The organism is Capnocytophaga sp. G1920, from assembly GCF_051417515.1.
Genome location: NZ_JBPRKH010000008.1, coordinates 80,688 through 103,029 on the forward strand (window position 1 = coordinate 80,688; position 22,342 = coordinate 103,029).

The 22,342-nt window shown below is 38.1% G+C and carries 20 protein-coding genes and 3 tRNA genes; 5 read left to right on the plus strand and 18 right to left on the minus strand.

Annotation, left to right across the window (positions count from 1 at the left end; all coding sequences use genetic code 11):
• Window positions 1–8 precede the first annotated feature (8 nt).
• The 4 genes from ACSQ7D_RS06350 to ACSQ7D_RS06365 all read left to right on the plus strand — a co-directional run bounded on the left by ACSQ7D_RS06350 (window position 9) and on the right by ACSQ7D_RS06365 (window position 2,670).
• Complete coding sequence (locus ACSQ7D_RS06350; protein ID WP_009751608.1) at window positions 9–818, plus strand: enoyl-ACP reductase FabI; 810 nt, start codon at window positions 9–11, stop codon at window positions 816–818.
• A gap of 69 nt (window positions 819–887) precedes the next feature.
• On the plus strand, window positions 888–1,097 hold the full coding sequence (gene yidD / locus ACSQ7D_RS06355; RefSeq protein WP_437135684.1) for a membrane protein insertion efficiency factor YidD: 210 nt from the start codon (window positions 888–890) through the stop codon (window positions 1,095–1,097).
• A gap of 13 nt (window positions 1,098–1,110) precedes the next feature.
• Entirely contained in the window at window positions 1,111–2,454 is a 1,344-nt protein-coding gene (gene dgt / locus ACSQ7D_RS06360) for a dGTP triphosphohydrolase (protein ID WP_278589867.1), read from the plus strand.
• A 142-nt stretch (window positions 2,455–2,596) separates the two neighbouring features.
• A tRNA-Asp gene (locus ACSQ7D_RS06365) sits at window positions 2,597–2,670 on the plus strand.
• A gap of 199 nt (window positions 2,671–2,869) precedes the next feature.
• Here ACSQ7D_RS06365 and ACSQ7D_RS06370 read toward each other — a convergent pair.
• From ACSQ7D_RS06370 to ACSQ7D_RS06410, 9 genes are all read right to left on the minus strand, one after another.
• A complete protein-coding gene (locus ACSQ7D_RS06370) occupies window positions 2,870–3,640 on the minus strand; it encodes an ABC transporter ATP-binding protein (RefSeq protein WP_009420696.1) in 771 nt (256 codons plus the stop codon).
• Complete coding sequence (fabD, locus tag ACSQ7D_RS06375; protein WP_437135685.1) at window positions 3,637–4,518, minus strand: ACP S-malonyltransferase; 882 nt, start codon at window positions 4,516–4,518, stop codon at window positions 3,637–3,639. The genes ACSQ7D_RS06370 and fabD overlap by 4 nt, the downstream gene beginning before the upstream one ends.
• 37 nt (window positions 4,519–4,555) lie before the next feature.
• Complete coding sequence (gene coaBC / locus ACSQ7D_RS06380; RefSeq protein WP_437135686.1) at window positions 4,556–5,740, minus strand: bifunctional phosphopantothenoylcysteine decarboxylase/phosphopantothenate--cysteine ligase CoaBC; 1,185 nt, start codon at window positions 5,738–5,740, stop codon at window positions 4,556–4,558.
• A gap of 88 nt (window positions 5,741–5,828) precedes the next feature.
• The gene (locus ACSQ7D_RS06385; protein WP_002670957.1) at window positions 5,829–6,143 is read right to left on the minus strand and encodes a DNA-directed RNA polymerase subunit omega; all 315 of its coding nucleotides are present in this window, start codon (window positions 6,141–6,143) and stop codon (window positions 5,829–5,831) included.
• 7 nt (window positions 6,144–6,150) lie between these two features.
• Window positions 6,151–6,957, minus strand: a complete 807-nt coding sequence (locus ACSQ7D_RS06390; protein WP_437135687.1) for an outer membrane protein assembly factor BamD — start codon at window positions 6,955–6,957, stop codon at window positions 6,151–6,153.
• 36 nt (window positions 6,958–6,993) lie between these two features.
• Window positions 6,994–7,740 carry a 3-oxoacyl-[acyl-carrier-protein] reductase gene (fabG, locus tag ACSQ7D_RS06395; RefSeq protein WP_437135688.1) on the minus strand — a complete coding sequence of 249 codons (747 nt, stop codon included), beginning with the start codon at window positions 7,738–7,740 and terminating at the stop codon, window positions 6,994–6,996.
• Window positions 7,741–7,775: 35 nt separating this feature from the next.
• The gene (locus ACSQ7D_RS06400; protein WP_009420691.1) at window positions 7,776–8,099 is read right to left on the minus strand and encodes a translation initiation factor; all 324 of its coding nucleotides are present in this window, start codon (window positions 8,097–8,099) and stop codon (window positions 7,776–7,778) included.
• A gap of 2 nt (window positions 8,100–8,101) precedes the next feature.
• Window positions 8,102–9,628: a DUF4270 domain-containing protein gene (locus ACSQ7D_RS06405; protein WP_437135689.1), complete on the minus strand. Its 1,527-nt coding sequence runs from the start codon at window positions 9,626–9,628 to the stop codon at window positions 8,102–8,104.
• Window positions 9,629–9,635: 7 nt separating this feature from the next.
• Window positions 9,636–10,445 carry a glycogen/starch synthase gene (locus ACSQ7D_RS06410; RefSeq protein ID WP_009421288.1) on the minus strand — a complete coding sequence of 270 codons (810 nt, stop codon included), beginning with the start codon at window positions 10,443–10,445 and terminating at the stop codon, window positions 9,636–9,638.
• Between the two features lie 56 nt (window positions 10,446–10,501).
• Between ACSQ7D_RS06410 and panC the strand changes: the two genes are divergently transcribed.
• Entirely contained in the window at window positions 10,502–11,398 is an 897-nt protein-coding gene (panC, locus tag ACSQ7D_RS06415; RefSeq protein ID WP_437135690.1) for a pantoate--beta-alanine ligase, read from the plus strand.
• A gap of 92 nt (window positions 11,399–11,490) precedes the next feature.
• On the opposite strand, the gene ACSQ7D_RS06420 is transcribed toward panC, so the two are convergent.
• The 9 genes from ACSQ7D_RS06420 to ACSQ7D_RS06460 all read right to left on the minus strand — a co-directional run bounded on the left by ACSQ7D_RS06420 (window position 11,491) and on the right by ACSQ7D_RS06460 (window position 22,308).
• On the minus strand, window positions 11,491–12,114 hold the full coding sequence (locus ACSQ7D_RS06420) for a rhodanese-like domain-containing protein (protein WP_308766005.1): 624 nt from the start codon (window positions 12,112–12,114) through the stop codon (window positions 11,491–11,493).
• Between the two features lie 139 nt (window positions 12,115–12,253).
• Entirely contained in the window at window positions 12,254–14,041 is a 1,788-nt protein-coding gene (locus tag ACSQ7D_RS06425; protein ID WP_437135691.1) for a YfbK domain-containing protein, read from the minus strand.
• A gap of 9 nt (window positions 14,042–14,050) precedes the next feature.
• Window positions 14,051–15,178, minus strand: a complete 1,128-nt coding sequence (locus tag ACSQ7D_RS06430; protein WP_437135692.1) for a hypothetical protein — start codon at window positions 15,176–15,178, stop codon at window positions 14,051–14,053.
• An 83-nt stretch (window positions 15,179–15,261) separates the two neighbouring features.
• Window positions 15,262–15,519, minus strand: coding sequence for a 30S ribosomal protein S20 (gene rpsT / locus ACSQ7D_RS06435; protein WP_002670974.1), 258 nt, complete (start codon window positions 15,517–15,519; stop codon window positions 15,262–15,264).
• Between the two features lie 70 nt (window positions 15,520–15,589).
• Window positions 15,590–15,661 (minus strand) — tRNA-Glu (locus ACSQ7D_RS06440).
• Between the two features lie 42 nt (window positions 15,662–15,703).
• A tRNA-Glu gene (locus ACSQ7D_RS06445) sits at window positions 15,704–15,775 on the minus strand.
• Between the two features lie 183 nt (window positions 15,776–15,958).
• Window positions 15,959–16,963: an acyl-CoA reductase gene (locus tag ACSQ7D_RS06450; protein WP_437135693.1), complete on the minus strand. Its 1,005-nt coding sequence runs from the start codon at window positions 16,961–16,963 to the stop codon at window positions 15,959–15,961.
• A gap of 243 nt (window positions 16,964–17,206) precedes the next feature.
• Window positions 17,207–19,723, minus strand: coding sequence for a DUF5686 family protein (locus ACSQ7D_RS06455; protein ID WP_437135694.1), 2,517 nt, complete (start codon window positions 19,721–19,723; stop codon window positions 17,207–17,209).
• A gap of 1,022 nt (window positions 19,724–20,745) precedes the next feature.
• A complete protein-coding gene (locus tag ACSQ7D_RS06460) occupies window positions 20,746–22,308 on the minus strand; it encodes a UDP-glucose--hexose-1-phosphate uridylyltransferase (protein WP_437135695.1) in 1,563 nt (520 codons plus the stop codon).
• Window positions 22,309–22,342 lie beyond the last annotated feature (34 nt).

Sequence of the window (22,342 nt, forward strand, 5' to 3'; positions counted from 1 at the left end):
AAAAAATTATGTATAATTTATTAAAAGGAAAAAGAGGCATCATCTTTGGTGCCTTAGACGAAAATTCTATCGCTTGGAAAACAGCAGAACGTGTACACGAAGAAGGCGGTAAGTTTGTACTTACCAATGCTCCCGTAGCAATGCGTATGGGACAAATAAAAAACTTAGCCGAAAAAACAGGCTCTGAAATCATTCCTGCCGATGCTACCAATATGGACGATCTCCAAAACTTGGTAACCAAAGCTATGGAGATTTTAGGAGGTAAGTTGGATTTTGTGTTGCACTCTATCGGTATGTCGGTAAATGTGCGCAAAAACATTCCTTATACTGAGTCTAACTATGTGAACACTGAAAAAGGTTGGGACGTTTCAGCGCTTTCTTTTCACAAAGTATGTCAAGTGCTTTATAAGAATGATGCAATGAACGAGTGGGGTAGTATTGTTGCCCTTACTTATATGGCAGCACAACGCACCTTCCCTGATTATAATGATATGGCTGATAATAAAGCCTACTTAGAATCTATTGCGCGTAGTTTTGGCTATTTCTTTGGTAAAGACAAGAAAGTGCGAGTGAATACCATTTCACAATCACCTACCGCTACTACTGCAGGACAAGGCGTAAAAGGTTTTGACGGTTTTATCGCCTACGCCGATGCTATGTCGCCATTAGGCAATGCTACCGCTCAAGATTGTGCTAATTATACGGTATCTCTCTTCTCCGATCTTACTCGTAAAGTAACAATGCAAAACCTCTTCCACGATGGAGGGTTCTCTAATACTGGTGTAAGCAACGAAGTAATTGAACGATTTACTAAGTAGCAGTTAGAAATTGGTTGTTAGTAGTTAGAAAACTAACGGCTAATAACTACTGACTTAATAACTAATGAAATGAGGTATCTTTTCATTTACTTAGTGCGCTTTTATCAAGTAGCCATTTCGCCACTTAAGCCCCCTACGTGCAGGTATACCCCTACCTGCTCCCAATACACTTTAGAAGCCTTACAAAAGTATGGTTTTTTTAAAGGAGGCTGGTTGGCTATTAAGCGTATATGTAGTTGCCATCCTTGGGGAGGAAGTGGCTATGACCCCGTACCTTAAATGAACAATAAAAATGCTTTGGGAAAACTTACTCTCTCTTAATAAATATGGTGATACCAGTCTTCGTTTGCGAAAAAATGAAGATGAAACACGACTTAGTTTTGATATGGATTATGACCGTGTGGTCTTTTCAAGTGCTTTTCGTAGCTTGCAAGACAAAACACAGGTAATTCCGCTTTCAAAAACAAGTTTTGTACACACACGTCTTACACATAGTATTGAGGTGTCGGTAGTGGGGCGTAGTTTGGGGCGTGCTGTGGGTAAACACGTGCTCACCAAATATCCTCACTTGCGCGAATTGGGTTACCAAACTAATGATTTTGGAGCCATTATTGCAGCAGCTGCGGTAGCACACGATATTGGTAATCCACCTTTTGGACACAGTGGTGAAAAGGCTATAGGAGAGTTTTTTCAATTCAAAAAAGGCACCGCTATTAAACACTTACTTACAGAAGCCGAGTATGCTGATTTGTGTAGTTTTGAAGGGAATGCCAATGGTTTTAGAATTCTTAACGAAACACGTTTGGGGGTAGAGGGGGGCTTACGGCTTACTTATGCTACCTTAGGAGCTTTTACTAAGTATCCTAAAGAATCACTACCTGTACGTCCTACTGACCATATAGCTGATAAGAAATATGGTTTTTTTCAAGGCGATAAAAAATTCTTCAAAGAAGTGGCTGAAACTTTAGGACTAAAATCTAATAGTGTAAATGGTGAATTGCGTTATGCACGTCACCCCTTAGCTTTCTTGGTAGAGGCAGCCGACGATATTTGTTATACTATTATAGACTTTGAAGACGGTATCAACTTAGGGCTTATCAGCGAAGATGTAGCCTTAGAGTATTTAGGTGGTATCATCTCAGATAAGATAAATACTCATAAATATAGCAAACTGCAAACTAAAGAAGAACGTATTGCTTATTTGCGTGCAGTTGCTATAGGAGCTTTAATACAAGATGCTACTGATATTTTCTTGCAAAATGAAGATGCAATCTTGGCAGGAGAATTTCACCAGTCGCTTTTATATGATAGTAAATATCGCCACCAAATCACTGATGTAATAGATTGTAGTGTGGAACGTATATATCAATCCGATGAAGTTGTAGAAAAAGAAGTATCGGGTTATGTGGTTTTACAACATTTATTAGATATCTTTTTTACGGCTATTATTAATCAAGAGAATGGACGAGAGACATCATTTGATAAACTTTTGCTTAAAAAGTTACCTGAAAAGTATCGCAAAAATGGCTCGTTATATGACAAAGTGATGGGTATTACTTGTTATATTACAAGCCTTACCGATAGTAATGCAGTGGAATTACATCTAAAAACAGCCAATACAACCTTTAATATTTAATACTTTAATATGTTTATTATCAGATATATTATAAAGAAAGATTAAAAAAAGTTTAAAAAAACGCTCTAAAAATTTGCAGGTAATAAAAAAAGTAGTATCTTTGCAACCGCAATGAAGAAAAGAATTGCACAAATTTACTGAAGGTCTGGTAGTTCAGCTGGTTAGAATACATGCCTGTCACGCATGGGGTCGCGGGTTCGAGTCCCGTCCAGACCGCTTCATAAGATTTAGTTGTGTTGTTTTGTGTAAATATTTTTACACGGGTTTATAGTAAACCAATGAAAGCTTTCCTTTCTCCAAGGAGAGCTTTTCTTTTTAAGTGAGATTTAGAAATAATTTCCCTTAATTATTCTCTAATAATAAAAAAGCTACCTATAAAATTTATAGGTAGCTTTTTAGAATTTTAATTATTAATCTAATCCTCGTGTTCTTCTAAATAAGCTTTTCTTACCTTCTTAAACAGCTCTGATGAATATACAAAGTCAGTAACTGCTTCGTTATCGGTGCGGAAAATAGTTTCTTTAGAGCCTTCCCATTCTTTATAACCATTTTTTAGGAATACAATCTTAGCCCCTATTTCCATTACTGAGTTCATATCGTGAGTATTGATTACGGTAGTGATATTAAATTCTTCGGTAATTTCCTGAATGAGGTTGTCTATCACAATAGAGGTCTTAGGGTCGAGCCCTGAGTTAGGTTCATCGCAAAACAAGTAGTTGGGTTGGTTTACGATAGCGCGAGCAATAGCTACTCGTTTCTGCATACCTCCAGAAATTTCTGATGGTAATTTATCATCGGCATTTACTAGGTTTACACGGCTCAATACTATATTAGCACGCTCGCGTATTTCTTCAGGTGTTTTTTGAGAAAACATCTTCAAAGGGAACATCACATTCTCGAGCACCGTCATAGAGTCGAATAAGGCACTACCTTGGAATACCATTCCCATTTTTTGACGCAAGGCTACTCGTTCTTTGCGTTTCATATCAGCGTACTTAACCCCATCGTAGATAATGTCACCTGAATCGGGGGTAAAAAGGCCTAAAAGTGATTTGAGAAACACTGTTTTCCCTGAACCACTTTGCCCGATAATCAGATTCGTTTTACCTTTTTCAAAAGTAGTAGAAATACCTTTGAGCACTTCAGTTCCGTTAAAAGATTTATGTAAATTTTCTACTTGTATCATATTTCTGCCGAAGCTACCACTGCCTCTTTGTTTATTTTCTTTACCAAGCCTTGTAGTACTTTGCCAGGTCCCACTTCAATAAATTCGGTAGCGCCATCGGCTATCATTTGTTCTACACTTTGAGTCCATTTCACAGGGGCGGTAAGTTGCTTGATAAGGTTGGTTTTGATAGCGTTTTCATTGCTTACGGCTGTAGTGGTTACATTTTGGTATACAGGGCATAACGGTTTGTGGAAAGTTGTTTGCTCAATCGCTGTTGCTAGTTCTTCTTCGGCAGGTTTCATCAGTACTGAGTGGAATGCACCACCTACGGGAAGGACAAGAGCACGCTTAGCACCTGCTTCTTTCATTTTTTCGCAAGCAGCTTCTACCGCTTTAAGTTCGCCTGAAATCACCAACTGACCTGGGCAATTATAGTTGGCAGGGGTTACAATTCCATCAACTGTTGCACAAAGTTCTTCAACCTTACTATCGTCTAAGCCTAATACGGCAGCCATTGTACCAGGTTGTAATTCGCAAGCCTTTTGCATAGCGGTAGCACGTTTGGCTACTAATTCCAAACCATCTTCAAATGAGAGGGCTTCATTGGCTACTAAAGCGGAAAATTCACCTAATGAATGTCCTGCAACCATTTGAGGAGCAAAATTTTTACCGAGTACTTTGCTAAGGATTACTGAGTGCAAGAAGATAGCAGGTTGGGTAACTTTGGTTTGTTTGAGGTCTTCATCAGTACCGCTAAACATTATATCAGTAATGGAGAATCCAAGAATACCATTAGCCACTTCAAAAAGAGCTTTGGCTTCAGCAGATTTTTCATATAAGTCAAGCCCCATACCTACAAATTGGGCTCCTTGACCAGGGAAGATGTATGCTTTCATTTATTTATATTTTTATAAGATTGAAAATACAAAGATATTACTTTTCTATAAGAATGCCAAATATCTGTGTTAAAATATCTTTAGCGACTTCTTTTTTGCTTTTTAAAGGAAAACTGATTTGTGTTTCTTTAGTAATAAAAGTAACTTTATTAGTATCGGTACCAAAGCCTGCTCCTGCATCGCGCAAGGAGTTGAGTACAATAGCATCTAAATTCTTTTTCTTCAATTTAGTTTGGGCATTGGCAACTTCATTTTCAGTTTCTAAGGCAAATCCAATAAGCGTCTGAGTAGTTTTGATTTTCCCTAAAGATGCCAATATATCGACCGTAGGCACTAAGGTTAGACTGAGATTACCGCCTTTCTTTTTAATTTTTTCGGAGGCTACAGTTTCAGGCATATAGTCAGCTACAGCAGCGGCAAGGATAGCGATATCACAAGTAGGGAATTCGGTTACAGCAGCTTCATACATTTGCTGAGCGCTTACCACCCGATGCAAGTGAATTTGTGAGTGAATATTCTTTTCGGAAGAGGGACCTAATACCAAATGCACCTCAGCTCCTTGTCGTATGGCTTCATTAGCAAGGGCAATCCCCATTTTGCCAGAAGAAAAGTTTCCTATAAAACGTACGGGGTCGATAGCCTCATAAGTAGGCCCTGCTGTGATAAGTATTTTTTTACCCTTAAGAGGAAGATTTTCGGAGAGTGTGTTCTCTATAAACAGCACTATATCTTCGGGCTCAGCCATACGCCCTTGCCCTACAAGTCCGCTAGCAAGTTCACCATAAGTAGCAGGAATGATATGATTACCATAGGATGCTAATTTTGCTAAATTCTCGGCAACCGTAGGGTGAGCGTACATATCTAAATCCATTGCAGGAGCGACAAACACGGGAGTTTTCGCTGAAAAATAAGTCGCCAACAGCAGATTATCGCATACGCCGTGTGCCATTTTAGCAACCGTATTGGCAGTAGCAGGAGCGATGAGCATCGCATCTGCCCAGAGTGCTAGCTCCACGTGGCTATGCCAATTGCCCTCTGGAGAGGAAAAACTTGTGAGTACAGGGTTTTTAGATACTGTACTAAGGGTAAGAGGTGTTACAAACTCTTTTGCATTCTCAGTGAGAATTACTTTTACATTGTGCCCATTTTTGGTGAGCAAGCGCACTAATTGAGGTGTTTTATAAGCCGCTATACCCGCAGTGATACCAAGTACTATATTCATAATTTAGAAATATAATTAAAAAAGGCTCTAAACGGCAAGCGGATGCTTACTGCTTAAAGCCTAACAAATAATCTATAAATACCCAATTCTATTCGGCCTCACGGTAATAAATCTTACCTTCAAGCCATTCTTTTACAGCAATAGCTTGTGGTTTAGGCAGCCGCTCATAAAAGCGAGATACCTCTATTTGCTCTTTATTCTCAAAGATTTCCTCCAAGCTATCATTATTAGTAGCGAAAGCTTCTAATTTTTCTACCAATTCCTTTTTAATTTCCGCATTTATTTGGTTAGCTCTCTTAGCAATAATAGAAATAGCTTCATAAATATTACCCGTAGGTGCTTCTATAGCCGATTTGTTATAAGTAACAGTAGTGGTAGGAGCATCTATTTTCTTAAAATCCATAATGTAGTTATTTTTGTGATATAAAACTTTTTAATGATGTGTTTATTTTAGCAAGCATATTCTCTGCTTCCTTCTTGTATTTAGTTTCAGGATAGGCACGCAATAAGTTGTCGTAAGCTTCTTTAGCGGTATTGAGGCGTTCCTCTTTTTTAGTCTCTATACTATTGATAGCCCACTCGTAAGCTGAATGCAAACGCGTGTATAACGCATCTTCTCTAAAGACACTACCTGGGTTATTGGTCAAAAAGTTGTCTAACGACTTCATTGCTGCTTGATAGTCGCGTATTTGGTCGTATTGTTTAGCTATTTCAAACTCTTTTTTCTCTAAGCGAGTTACTAAGTCTAAGGCTAGCTCGTTAGCTTCTTTAGCATATTCACTATCAGAGTATCTATCCAAAAAGTACTGTAATTTCTCAAGAGCCTGATAAGTATAAGTTTGGTCTACACTATATTTAGGAGTTTCCAAGTAAAGCGATTTTGCTTCTAGGAAAGCCGACTCTGTAGCTTTCTCGCTACGAGGATATAATTTCTGAAGTCGTTCAAACTGATAAGACGCCAAACTGTATTGTTTTAGCTGATAGTAAGAATCTCCAAACATATAATAAATACGTTCTCCTTGTGGCTTACCCGCATATTCTGAAGCTATTTGTTCAAAAAGGCGTGTCGCTTTTTTATATTTTTTAGCCTTATATAGCTTTTCAGCCTCAGTGTATTTTACGCTTCCTTCTTTTGATTTCAAGGCCTTTTGATACTCTCCACACGAAGTAAAGAGCACAGTCAGAAGACCGATGATGATATATTTTTTTATTAACATTCGGCAAAAGTAAAAAGTTTTTCTGATATAACAAAATTATGTGAGCATTCCTCCATCAACATTGAGCACTTGTCCTGTGATGTAAGCCGACATTTCAGAGGCTAAAAACACACAAGCATTCGCTACGTCTTCGGGTTGTCCGCCACGTTTTAGAGGGATAGCATCACGCCAGCTTTGTACTACTTTTTCGTCAAGTACAGCCGTCATTTCGGTTTCTATAAAGCCTGGAGCGATAGCATTGCAACGGATATTTCGAGAACCTAACTCTAAGGCAATCGATTTGGTAAAGCCGATAATTCCCGCTTTAGAAGCTGCATAGTTTGACTGTCCAGCATTGCCTTTCACGCCCACCACACTACTCATATTGATAATAGAACCTTTACGTTGTTTAAGCATAATGCGTTGTACCGCTTTGGTCATATTAAACACTGATTTGAGATTTACTTCTATTACCTTATCAAAATCTTCTTCACTAATGCGCATCAGTAGGTTGTCTTTAGTGATACCTGCGTTGTTTACTAGAATATCAACTGTGCCAAATTCGGCTACTACGGCATCTACAAATTCTTGCGACTGTGCGAAGTTAGAAGCATCGCTTTGGTAGCCTTTTACTTTTACACCTTTTGTAGCTAATTCTTTCTCTAATGCCATTGCAGCATCCACTGATGAACTGTACGAAAAAGCAATGTTTGCCCCGTGGGAAGCAAATACTTTGGCTATACCACGCCCAATGCCTCTACTAGCACCAGTGATAATAGCTGTTTTTCCTTCTAATAATTTCATATTACTAATTGTTAATTATGAATTGTCAATTGTTTTCAACCGCCTATGCGCTTCACCTTAAAACCTTTTTCTTTGAGAAGTTGCATAATAGTGTCGCGGTAATCACCTTGTATGAGGATAGTATCGTTTTTCACAGTTCCCCCTACGCCAAGGTACGTTTTGAGTTCTTTAGCCAAAATCTTAAAATCGGCTTCTGCGCCATTATAGCCCTCAATTACGGTTACGGGTTTTCCTTTGCGTTTTTCGTATTTGCATAGTAAAGGTTCATCCTGCAACCAAATATTAGAAGGAGCTTCTTGAGGTATCTCCTCTTCTATATGGTCAGGAAAAAGTGATTTTAACTGATCTCTTAAATCCATCACTATTTAGGTTGAGTGTAGCTGATACGCAATTTTACATCTTTTATAACAGTACCCAAAGGAGTAACCACTGCTGAAGATAGTATTTTGCCTTTTGTATTAGTGTCTCTCAAATATGCTCCTGAGTTAGTGTTTTTTATATTAGAAGCTACTACTATTCCTAAAGGTACATTTGTCCCTATTTCATTAACCAGATTTAAAATATGATTGGTAATCCTCAATTGGTAAAAAGCTCCTTTTCCGTTTTCTTTTTGCAATTTTCCTAGATGATAGAGATATGAATAAGTAGACGAATCAGCATTTGATGTTGGGTCGTACTGATAATCTACAAGTACAGCTCCTGTTTGGGTGTTATAGATAAAGAGGCGTTCAGGCTCTTTTGTATAGCTTACTGAATTATCCACATATAACAATAAACTAGCATCGGTTACCATTAGTTTTTGCGACTTAATATTGGCAATATCTGTATTTGAGATAGTAATCGAAGCCGTTTGTCCTAAAGCTCCGCTGAGGTATATTTTACTGCTATCAGTCAAACTCTCTCCTGAATTGTTAAATAAGTTTACTGTAATGCCATTCAATAAAAGTTCATATCGATTTTTACGTGTTTCTGTAGTTGTAGAATTCGTTCCTGAAGTTTCATAGCTATATACAATCTCTATTTTTGCATTTGCCATATTTAGGAGCATCATTAAATCCTTTGAAAAGTTAGAAGTACTGACGCTTATCCCCTTAAAATATTTTTTAAATTCATTAGCGTTAGCAAGTTCGCTACTGCCTTCCTTGTTGATAATTTTTGTTTGGAAGAAATTTGTGCTTAGTGGAATACGCAACCCTGGTGCTAATACATCTTGTACTTTTTTACTCTCATCTTCACTTGTTTGTGGGTTGTCAAACTGATAGCGAGTAATAGCTTTATTACTGATAGTGTAAGTACTAGTAGTGTTAGACACAATAGAAGCACCTAAATTACTTGTAATATTAGAGTCGTTTGAATAATATATTTTAGCATTGAGATCCGTATCAATATCACTTAAAAAATAGTTCAGTTCTCTCACATTCACTTGAAAGCTCGCATCTCTATTCCCATAGATAGAATCTAACGTATATTCTACATTTTGAGAGTAAGAAGCGTTGCTATTAGAACTATTCGCATTGAAGAAAGGAATGTATAGATAAGCTTCTGTAACGGTTTCGTTTTCTGATTTGTTCTCACTATTTTCAGAGGCTTGTGTTTTAGTTCCAAAAGTCGGATTAACAGCTGGTAATGTTACTTGTGCCACTATGGTAGCCGATTTGGTACCAAAGGGAACTTGGCTATACTGTCCTAATAAATATCCTCCTAAACCGTTAGTTTGTACCGCACTTTCTTTTACTTGGCTTACCTGAATAGTAGCTGTAAATACATTAGTGTCAAAGTTAGGATTTTTTAGCAGTCCACCATCTATTTCGTTAAAATCATTACTTGAGCACGCACTGAAAAGTGTTACTATAGTAGCAAAAAATAAAATCTTCTGTATGTTATTCATTCGTTTGTTATTTCTTTAATATTTTAGTGTAAAATTCGCGGTAAGAATCTTGGAAAGTTTCCTTATCACTGTTGTAAAGCACAGGCTTTCTTAGATTTTTTAGGTAGGTTTGGAAATCCTCAGGCATATCTTCACTTACCACTACAACTCCATCCGAATACTTGATAGCGACACGCATCAAATTGTAATAAGTAGGATTTTTTAGCGGGTCTACCGTCTTTTTGCTAATACCATCAAAAGCCACTTTATTGATAAGCGTACTGTCCAAAGCTCCCTCATAATCGCTATCGAATACTGAGGTAACAATCTTACTTTCTGAAAAGATAGGTTCATCCTTATAATAGGTGCGCAAGTAAAGAGGCAACAAAGCCGATGCCCAACCGTGTATATGAATAATATCGGGTAACCAATTAAGTTTTTTAACAGTTTCCACAATACCTTTAGCAAAGAAAATACAACGCTCATCGTTGTCTGGGTACATATTGTTTTCCCTATCAAAGAGTGTGCCAGTGCGCCTGAAATATTCATCGTTGTCAATAAAATAAACCTGTATGCGCTCCTTAGGAATAGAAGCTACTTTAATAATCAGAGGTACATCAATATCATTGATAATAATATTCATCCCCGAAAGGCGTATCACCTCGTGCAACTGATGACGTCGCTCATTGATATTACCAAACTTGGGCATAAAAATACGTATCTGCCCTCCATTGTTATTCACCATTCTCGGGGCTTCAAATGACATCTTTGCCAACTCACTATAGGGCGAATAAGGCAACACTTCCGACGATACGTAGAGTACTTTTTTATCTTTCATAAAAAGTAATTAGTTATTTTAATTAGCTCTTAGAAGGCACAAAAGTACAAAAAATTATGTACATATCCATAATTTTATATAAGTTTGCACCCAAAAAAGATTTGATACCGATGATTTACACACACCAAAAGGAACTCCATAACCTATTGGAAACCCTTAAAAATCAAGGAAAAACGATTGGATTAGTGCCCACTATGGGCGCTTTACACGACGGACATTTATCACTCGTAAAAAAAGCTAAACAAGAGAATGATATAGTGGTAGTGAGCATTTTTGTGAACCCTACGCAGTTTAACAATCCTACCGATTTGCAGAAATACCCGCGTACCTTAGAAGCCGATGCTCAGAAGATTGCTCAGTTCAGTAAAGAGATATTCATTTTTGCCCCTACCGTAGCCGATATTTATGGCGAAGAAGTAGTCGCTGAACCTTTTGACTTTGCAGGATTAGACAAAGTGATGGAAGGTACTTCTCGCCCTGGTCATTTCGATGGTGTAGGCACGATTGTTAAAAAACTTTTTGAGATTGTAATGCCCGATAGAGCTTATTTTGGTGAAAAAGATTACCAACAACTGCTTATTATTCAGCAAATGGTGCGACAAAAGGGCTTGCCAGTAACCATTGTTCCTTGCCCAATCGTGCGCAATGCCGATGGTTTGGCTCTCAGCTCCCGCAATGCTCTCCTCAGCGAGCCAATGAAACAGCGTGCTACCATTATTTACAGCACTCTACTCGCTGCCAAAGAACGTTTTGCTACTCATAGCCCTGCTGAAGTAGAAATCTGGGTAAAAGGAGTCTTTGCTCAACAGCCCGACTTCACCTTAGAGTATTTTACCATTACCGATGCGCATACTTTGCAACCTATTACGAAAAAAGAAGCAGGTAAAGACTACCGTGCTTTTATAGTAGTACACGCCGAGGGAGTAAGATTGATTGATAACCTTGCTTTTTAGGTAAAAAGTAATAAAAAACTTTGCCAAAACTCTAATTGTCTTTGGTGCTACGAGTTTTGGCAAAGTTATATATCTTCTAAATAGCTAATTGATTAATACCCCTTAGTAACTATAAATACATTTTCTTTCTCTACTCCTATCACTTCGTGTTCTACATCTACGGGTATTTGATAGGTATCGAGGTCTTTGAGCACAATTTCTTCTCCATTGATAAGAAAACGTACAGTTCCTTTCACCATAATAAGAGTTGCTGGGATACTGGTAGTGTGTTTTTTTAGCACTCCTCCTTCACCTAAAGCTATGGCTACTTGTCTCACATTCTTGCCGTCTTTTACAAAATAAGTAGTAGGTTTATCAGTCTTAAAAGTGAGCTTATCGGCTAAGTTTACTTTCTGTAACGATTTTACGTGTTCTACTGTTTTGCCATTCACAGCTGTAATGTTGTGCATTTTAAGAATGTCCTGTGCTTTGCCAGCGCGTATACCGCGACGGCAAAAGAGAACGATATTCTCTTTCCCTTTTAGTTCTTGCCATCGGGCACCCATCTCTTCCAAAGGAATATTAATGGCTCCTTCAGCAGTCCCCGCGGCATATTCTTTTGGAGTACGCACATCTATTAAAGTTACATTTTTAGCGTTGATACGCTCGGCGAGCGTTTGGGATTTTGCTGTAATTGTTACAAGCAAAAGTATCCCTAAGGTCATTGAATACTTCATAAAGATTAATTTTATTATATAACTTAGCATTAGAACAATTTTGCTCCGTAAATACTCGTTTTTATCAATTGTTTCCTCTCCTTTGGAGAAGTCTGCGAGAGCAGAGTATGTGAAGTGAGGTGAGGCTTTCATTAGCTCATTACTTCAGTTTCTCCGAAACTTCCACTAATCGGATAAACTCCTTTCGGTAGCCTTCCTCATCTTTACCTATAGCGTTTTTAGCCAAGTCAAGTACCTGAGAGAATGAGGATTTGGCTTTATATTTAGAGTTCCTTAAGAGCATTCCCCATTCAGCTACGGCTGATGCAAAGCGGTAATCATCATCTGTTTTAGCGAACTCAGTAAGTGTAAAAGGGATAGGAGTGCTTTCTTCTACGCTTTTAGCATCTTTTACTATAGGGTCTTTGTAGCGTATTTTGAGGAAAGCTAATTCGTTAGCAAATCCTTTTTCTACTTGTTTTTGATAGCGCAACCCATCTGTTGTAGCGCCTTTGGCAGGTACCAATTCATATAAAGCAGTTACGGTATGCCCAGCACCTATTTCACCAGCATCTTTCTTGTCGTCTTCAAAATCTTCATTGGCTAAGGCGCGGTTTTCATAGCCTACCAATCGGTATTCTTTCACGTATTGGGGATTGAATTCTAACTGCAATTTCACATCTTTAGCTACGGTGTAAAGTGTACCGCCAAATTCATTCACTAATACTCTTTTGGCTTCAGTAAGATTATCGATATAAGCATAGTTACCATTTCCTTTATCGGCAATAGTCTCTGCCATATCATCACGGTAATTTCCCATACCATAGCCTAATACCGAAATGTATATACCATTGTTACGTTCCTCTTCTACCAAACGTTGCAACTTATCACGTGAAGAAATTCCCACATTGAAATCGCCATCGGTTGCTAAGATAATACGGTTATTGCCTTTGGGCAAAAAGTTCTTTTTTGCTACTTTGTAAGCGGTTTGCAATCCAGCTCCTCCTGCAGTAGACCCACTAGCTACCAAATCGTCTATCACTTTAGATATTTTTTTCTTCTCTTTAGCTGAGGTGGAAGGCAGTAAAACTCCTGTTTGGCTCGCATAAACTACAATCGCTATCCTATCTTCTGAACGTAAATTATCCAAAAGCAATTTGAACGATGCTTTTAGCAACGGCATCTTGTTAGGTGAGTCCATAGAACCTGAGGTGTCTATTAGAAACACTATATTAGAAGGTGGAGCTTTGGTAAGATCTATTTTCTTTGCTTGTAATCCAATGCGCAACAAATAATTATCAGGATTCCAAGGACAGCTACTTAGCGTTGTTGTAGCATTGAGAGGTGCTTTACTACCTTCGGCTGGAGGTGTATAGTTATAATCAAAATAATTAATAAGTTCCTCTATGCGTACTGCATCTTCATCAGGTTTTTGCCCATAGTTGATCATACGGCGCACATTGCTGTAGGAAGCTTTATCCACATCGGCAGAGAAAGTAGTTACGGGATCTGTAGCTGTACTTTTAAAGCCACTTTCATCTATCGCTTTATAAGTTTCGCGAGAGGGTTCATAAATGTCATAAGTAACAGCTTTCTTTTGTTTATCTTTTTTTCTATTACGTTTACCTACATAACCTGTTGTTACCACCACTTCTTGAAGTGTAACATTATCTTCTTCTAAAACTACATTGATAATATTCTGTCCAGTAACTTTCACTTGTTTGATTTTCATTCCTATGTAAGAAAACTCTAAGATATCACCATTCTTTACTTTGATAGTGTATTTACCATCAAAATCAGTTTGAGTACCTTTGATAGTTCCTTTAATTATTATCGAAACACCAGGTAATGGGTCTTTAGCACTATCAGTAACAGTACCTGTTACTTCGTACTCTTGTGCATACAGTGTGGTCAGTGTAAAGAAAAATAAAATTAGTATTCGTTTCATATGATAAAATTAATAAGGTTTCTTTAGTATGCTATCGGTGTCTTGTGTACCAATAAACTTCATTCGTTCTTCTAAGTCGTTTCCGTAGATGTTATTGATACGCGCAATCACACTGTTAAACGTTTGTCCTAATAGCGAAATATTGCTTTTAAGCTCTTCTTCTTTAAAATCTGGATTGTTCTTTACATTGTCAGCTAAAGCTTTTATCTGTGTTTGGAAAAGTCTAAGACGTGCTTTCACAGTAGGAACATTTATCTTTTCAGGGAAGGTAGCGTCATCGTTGAGTAATTCTCGTAAGGCATCTTCTATCTGCACCAACCAAAAGAATACTGAATAATAAGAGCTCTCTACTTCCGAATGTTCCCCCACAATCTTGTCCGAATACTGTCCTACTTTGTGAAAGTATTTAGCAGGAAGTTCTAAAACAGAACGATACAGAATTACATTGTCATTCTCTTTAGCATTCTCATCTAAGGAAAGTTTTATAGTGTAAGGAGCTGATTTTTTAGGTGAAAAAGTAATCTGATATCTGTTCCAATCGTCTTCTAGGGCGGTCTTTTTTACGTTGCTTGTCGAGGAGTTAAGCGTATCTAATGCAAAGGTTGCTGATAGTTCATCGGTGTTAGACTCTGAGAAATTTAGGTTTACTTTTGGATAGTTTATTTTTTTTAAAACTACAGAAAAAGTATAAGGAATGTTTGCTACCAAAAATCTACTCCATTGTAAAGAGGCTACCTCATTGTTCTTTTTCTTTTCAAACCTAAAAACAGTGTCTTTCGAAGCCTCTGCGGGAGCTCGCCAATCACGTTCTACTAAGCTATTGATGTTTTCAGTTTTAGAATTGATAGGGTACAGTCTACTGTACACCAAGAGGCTATCAGGGTTTGAGAGCATTAAATCATCTGTGTTTTTAATCTTGGCAGGAGCCATCGAAACAATCACCTGCATCAGCGATTGAAAACTCTTCCAATGCTTCATATCCTCTTGAGCTTTAGGGGTAAGGTCTATTAATTTGAACTCCTCAAAGTCAATTGATTTAACTTTGTGCACTTGCCTTGTTTTGTTAGTCTCTTTGTCGTCATTACACGAAATGAAACACGTTAATAAACTGAATAATATATAAAATCTGTACTTCATAACCTCTTGTATTACTGAAAACACCAAAGCCAGACTTACTTACATAAATCTGGCTATTAGTGATAAATCTAAAACCTAAATGACTATTTAGCTAACTTGTTAATATGTTTAGCTAAACTGCTCTTTAAATTCGCCGCTTTATTAGCGTGAATAATATTTCTCTTAGCAAGTTTATCAATCATCGAAACTACTTTAGGGAAAAGAGCTTTGGCTTCTTCTACATTTTCCAAAGCGCGTAGTTTTCTCACGGCGTTACGAGCCGTCTTGTGTTGATAACGATTGCGTAAACGAGCTGCTTCGTTTCTTCTGATTCTCTTTAATGCTGATTTATGGTTTGCCATTTTCCTTTATTAGTTTTATTTTTATCGCCGTACCTTTTCTTTTGAAGATACTTCTAATAGTTGCATTTAGTAGTCCGTAGGGGAATCGAACCCCTGTTACAAGGATGAAAACCTTGCGTCCTAACCCCTAGACGAACGGACCTTGAAAATTATTGTTTAATCCAAAAAACTTAATATATGCTTGTAGTCCGTAGGGGAATCGAACCCCTGTTACAAGGATGAAAACCTTGCGTCCTAACCCCTAGACGAACGGACCATTTTACCATTAAAGCACTACTTCTCCTTTAATGCGGTGGCAAAAGTACTACTTTTTTTTATACCTGCAATATTTTTGAACATTTTTTTTATAAAAACGCTAAAATTATTTTTTAAGTGTCTTATAGTTAGTAGGTTGTTAATCTGTGTTTTTTCTATGTGAACAATTCTTTTAATTTAGTTGTTACAAATTTAGTAAAAACGTAAGCGTGTTTACACCATCGGCGTAATCCCATAGTTTAGGAGTCTGCGTTTGCCCGAAGGGTATTTCACCATCTATAAAATTATGACCTACTACACATTGTATCTTTTCTCTGTCGGTTGCTAATTTCTTTTTTAGAGCTTCTTTATTAGTGTAATATTCATAGAAAAGAGTCGCAATAGGTGAACCGTAATGTTCGTCTTCTTTCAGCAGTAAGAAACCGTTCTCGAGTAGTTTATACAAGCTCATTAGGTAAACGGCTTTGTTGTAGTCGTAGTTATTGGCGTATTTTTGTTCTTCAATAATGTCTTTATACGGGTAGATAGCCTGAAATAATAGGTCGAAATCATAACCCTGAGGTACAAATAGTTTAGAAACACTTCGGCAACCCAAGCCGTAATACAAAAAGATGTCTTTACCTAAATCCTGCAATTCCTTAGGTGTTTCTTCACCTGTAAGTACGGCTACTGAATGGCGGTTTTTCCTTATAATATGGGGTTTCTTGCCAAAGTAATACTCAAAATAGCGTGCGGTATTATCGCTACCCGTAGCTATTACTGCATCGTATTCAGTTACTTTATCATCTGTAAAAGTTACCGCTTCTGCCCATTCAGGAGTAAAAGCCTTCATCTGTTTTATAAGGTAGGGAAGTAGTACGCCATCGTCGCTGGAGAGCTTCACTATTGCCTTATGTCCTGCTACCAATACACACAACAAATCGTGGAAGCCTACCAAAGGCAGATTACCAGCCATTATAATCAATATTTTTTTAGGCGAAGTAGTTTGTGGTAATTGATATTGCGACAGCCATTGTTGTACATTGTTTTCACTGAGGGCTTCACTCCACGATTTGAAGGCAAATATTACATTAGCACGCGTAAACCAACTGTTCTGCTGTTCTGCTTTTTCAAAAATATCGTTGAATCGTTCGGTTTTAGAAAGCAGTTCCCCTAACCGAACTAAGTTGTTTATATTTTGTTGCTTCATTACAAAGTATCTATTTTACCTTTTATCTTTTATCCTTTACCTTTTACTCACATACCTAACTGTGAGCCCTCGCTGGCTTTACCTTTTACCTTTTATCTTTTACCTTTTACCTTTTACCTTTTATCTTTTACCTTTTATCTTTTATCTTTTATCTTTTATCTTTTACCTTTTATCTTTTATCTTTTACCTTTTACCTTTTACCTTTTACTTTTTACCTTTTACTTTTTACCTTTTACCTTTTACCTAAAACGATGGTACTATCCCAATCCGTACACCAAACTTAGGATTACGCACCCCATTCACATCATTGAAATCGTTGCGCCATACGAAATCTACTCGTATAAAGCGAAAGTTCCCTAACCCTATGTTCTCAATCCCAAATCCGTATTCCCAATACAGTTTTTCAGGTGAATTGAATATAATATTGGTAATATTAGCTTGTTTGTTCTTGTCAGAGAGTGTTCCGTAAGCAAATCGTCCAAATATTAAACTCTTAAAGCGCGTTTTTTGCAAAAAAGGAATGCGGTTGAACAAGAAACCATCAAAATGATGCTCAAAATATCCATTGATATAAGTGTCGGTAATGAAATCGTAGTAATCTAAAAGCGCAAAAGTGTTAGGAGCTGATGAATACGATTGGTTTGCAGGAGTAGGGGTTAGTGCTATCAGAGGTGCTGTACCGAATACCTTCCCTGCTTCCACCGTAGCGTGAAAAATACCGTACCCGAAAAGCGGAATTGGTTTATAGAGTATCGTTTGTACTTTGTCGTAATCAAACTTACTGTTTAATACACCGTCTACGCCTTTGGAGTATTTAAGGGTATACATCGGGAAGAGCTTTTTGCCATAACGCTGTTCCACCCCATAGCCAAATACCTTTCTGTTGGGGGTAAAGGTAAATTGTGCCCCTGTATAAAAGTTGTCGTATTCGTGAATTTCCTTGCCTGTCTTGGGGTTACGGTAGGCAATGAGGAAGTTCTCTTCGCTTGCCGAAGTGAGTTTTTGGTAAGTACCAAATACTGAAAACTGCAAGTTAGGCACAATATCATAGTTAATAACACCTTGTACTTTTCTGTTGCGGGTAAGATAATAGTTCTCACCACGTGCAATGATAAAGTTGGTAGTATTTTCAAAATCTAATTTGGTATCGTCGTGCATCACAAAGGTACCCAATTGCAAATTGTCGTTCTGATAGCCTGCTCCAAAGGTAATACGCGGACTGTGAGAGATAAGGTATTTACCACTGATACCGTATTTAAACTCTTTGTCTCTCACCCCATAAGCTCCGTATACATAGGTGCGGAAGCGGTCATCGGTAGAGAAGAACGAACGAAAGCCAGCTCTTAGCCGTAAACCCTCTACGTTGTTGCTCGAGAAAGTTTGCCAAAACCTGCCAAACTGCATATAATTGCCAATAGGAATATAGCCCGACGTCACAATATCGGTTACATCACCTATCATCTTGATGCGTTTATTGCTCCCCACTTTCCGAATTAAAACTTTCGTTTTAGTGAGGTCTGCCCCTCCTAAGGTATTTGCGTCCCAATAACTATCGTCTTTGTAAAACTGGTTTTTCGCTACCTTTACCACCTGCTCGTCATAAAAATTAGCAGGTTTAGGCTTGTTGAGAACAATATCCGAAAAAGTGATGTAGTTCTTTACATACAATCCCTTTTCTTCGTCTTTCTTCGTTAGGAGAGTAAAGTCCCCTTCTTGTATCTCGTGTTCAGGAAGGTAAATACTGTCGTTAGCAATGGTAAAGTATTTTTCAAAAGAAAGTCCACGTACTAAGTTGATATTCGTTTTAGCCGTAGTATGCATCTGTATCGAACTCACTATATAGGTCTTAGTGTCTACTTCAAACTTACCCTCTAATGCTAAATCTTGGTCATCACGAGGAAAAAAGTTGATGCGATAGAACGAGCGGTCGTCTCTCTGAATTGTATCGCTCAGCACGTACAGATATACGCCATAACCAAACTCTGCTAGCGGACTCACAAAGGGCTTGTTCAGTATCATATAAGTATTGTCGTAAATATCAAAATCGTCAAACGACTGACTTACACGTTCCAATCCAAATCCTTGTTGCACAATCCCTTGAGCACGTTCAGCTTCTATGTCTACTCGCTTTTTCCCCAACTGATTGTCGCCGTAAACCGTTTCTATCTTTTCAGTGAGATACATTGGCAGAGAGAAGGTCTCTTTGTATTTCTTCTCAGAAAGAATACGCCTGATAGTGTCATATTCCTTTCCTAAAGCCTTTTTTAAGAAGATGGTATCGAGGTTGTTCACCCCCAATTCCGTTGTACTGTGTTTTTTAAACTGATAAGCCGTGGCGTTTTGTAGTCCACGCTTCTTTTTATTCTTCCAAATACCTTGCAATACGGTATAGGCAGGGTTCTCTTTTTTAGAAAGTGCCTTAGTAGGTTTCGCTACAACTGTTACCTCTTCAAGCAATTCCCCTTCCACCAATACCACTACCAAATCTTTGGTGTTGTCTTTGTCTAAATGTATTTTCCTAGTGTTGTATCCTATAAGTGAGACTTCCAAATCCTTCTGTCTTTTCTCCGAATACAGAGAAAACCGCCCTTGGTCGTCGGTATAAGCTCCAATGGTAGTTTTTGCAAAAATCACATTGGCATAAGCTACGGGGTTACCGTTTTCATCAATCACTTTACCCGACACGTGTGTCTGCCCCCATACTTTTGTAAGACAGAGTATTAAACCGAATAAAAGGAGCAGTAAGAAGCGTTTTTTCATCGTATAAAATCACTTTTAAAATGCAAAGATATAAAAAATAATAAAAATAATATACAGATTGTTACTTTTCTAAAACCAAATCTACTGTATATTAACGTCAGTTCCATATAACAAAATACTGAATTATAATTATATTCGCATCATAATCCGTGTAAATCCAGCAACGCAGTTGCTAATTCGTGCCCATCACATTTGTCAATTATCAATTGTCAATTGTCAAATGAAAGACTATCCGTGTATTCCGTGTAATCAGTGCGCGACTTTAAAACAGCGAAGCTGTTTATTCATTTGATTAATGGAAGTTTAACTATATATTTCTTACGTCGAACTCACTTTATATTATTATAACCCTTCTTATTTTTTGTAGACCTGCCTTTCACGAAAATAAAACCCTCATCTTTCATCTATTGTTCCTTTGTCATTCGTCTCCCCCGTCCCTCTTCATTCGTCGTTCGTCCCTCGTCATTACTTCCCTTTTTCGCCATCACATTCCCCCTTTGAATGGAAGTCCGCGAGAGCGGAGTATGTGTAAAGGGGGATGTTATCCCCTAGTGCCTATGGCCTAAGGCCTATTGCCTATTCCTTTTTTTTTCGCCTCGAAACCCCGTTTTTAACATTTTTAGCGCTGTTATATTACAGTATGAATCAACTACTTATACACTCTTTCTATACCAATCGTCCAAGATTCGTATAAGCTTCCTATAAGCTCTCTATAAGCTAACCCCACCCTTCTTACACCCTTTTTTCACCAAAATCCCTCTCAGCTCTCTTCTGAAAAATTCCGTTTTCTTCCGAATCCTCCTAACAGTCCTCAATACATCGCTTTTTTATCTCAAACTTTGGCAAAGTTAATAGCCCATCGTGCTACGACTGCCTGTGTGGCTCACACCTTTGCCAAAGTTGATTATTTCTGGCATTATCGGTATTTCTGGTATTATTGTCTTTCTTATTAAAAAAGGGACGTTTATAAAACGTCCCTTGAATATACTTTATTTTTTTACCTTTTATCTTTTACCTTTTACCTAAACTTGAGCCTGAGCAACAAATCTCCTAAACCCTTCTTCTCCTTTTGGAGTATGTTTGAACACACCACAATTCTCCAAAACCTCACAGAAAGTATCACCTATACTCCTATTAATAAAGTTATCTAAGTTCTCTATGGAAAGTGGAGTAGGGCAGGAGCTCACGTAACGTTCCAACCACTGAGTGTGTTTTTGCAAAGCAGAGTCAGCGTTCATTTGGGTATATACAGTGCTGAAAGTGTTACCAGCTGTAATAGCTTCACTAAGCAACGTTTTAATACTCGCCATTTCAGTTTTTAACCTACCAGGTAAAATCGCTAAGCCCATCACCTCAATAATCCCGATGTTCTCTTTTTTGATATTGTGCAGATGTTCGTAAGGGTGAAAGATACCCATAGGGTGCTGGGCATCGGTGCGGTTGTTGCGCAAAGCCAAATCAAGTTCATATTTTCCGTTTTTAAAACGTGCCACAGGGTTTACCGTATTGTGACGCACACCCTCAGTATGCGAGTAGATGCCTAATGATTCATCGCTGTAGTTTATCCACGATTGCAAAATTACATCGGCTAAGGCGATGAGGCGCTCTTTCTCACCGCGTAATCGCAATACGCTCATAGGCCAATTTACGATGCCTGCTTCTACATCTTCAAAGCCTTTGAAGCTCACGCGTTCTTTTATGGTAGCTTTTTCCATAGGGAAAACGTGTCGTCCACCTTGAAAGTGGTCGTGTGAGAGGATAGAGCCTCCTACAATAGGTAAATCGGCATTAGAACTGAGGAAGTAATGAGGGAATTGCTCTACAAAGCCCAATATGTGCTCAAAGCAAGCCTTGTCAATCTTCATAGGGCGATGCTCACTCGAAAAGACGATACAATGCTCGTTGTAATAGATATAAGGGGAGTATTGGAAAAACCATTCCTCATTGGCTAAATCCAGCTTAATCGTGCGCAAGTTTTGGCGTCCAGCGTGATTTACGCGCCCCATATAGCCTTCGTTCTCTTTACAGAGCAAACATTTTGGGTAGTTAGTAGCTACCACATCTTTTTGGGCAGCAATATCACGAGGGTCTTTCTCCGGCTTAGAAAGGTTGATAGTAATTTCTAAATTGCCATAAGGGCTATTGTGTTCCCACAGAATGTTCTTAGAAATCCTATCGGTGCGTATGTAGTTGCTTTGCTTGTTGAGCTCATAAAACTGTTGGGTTGCCTGCTCTTTGCTCCTTTGGTAAGTATGCCAAAAGTCTTTGCGAATTACCGATGTACGAGGCAATACCTGTCCCATAATCTTAGAGTTTAGCAAGTCGCGGAAAGTAAGCGTATCGGTAGTGAGGGTGCCGTTCTCAGCTGCCCACTGTACTAAGCGGTCGAGTACTTCCGTAGGATAAGTTATCTGGGCTACCTCTTTAGCGATTTGAGCTTGTTCTTCTTTTGTAAACTCGGTATAACTATCACAACCAATACTTTCCAATACGGCATTAGTTACCAATATACGGTCTTCTTCCTTCACCAAGTTATGAAGTACCGCATAACTGATGAGCTTTTCTACTTCAATATAAACTTTCACGATTAATAATTATCAATTAATAATTAACAAGACT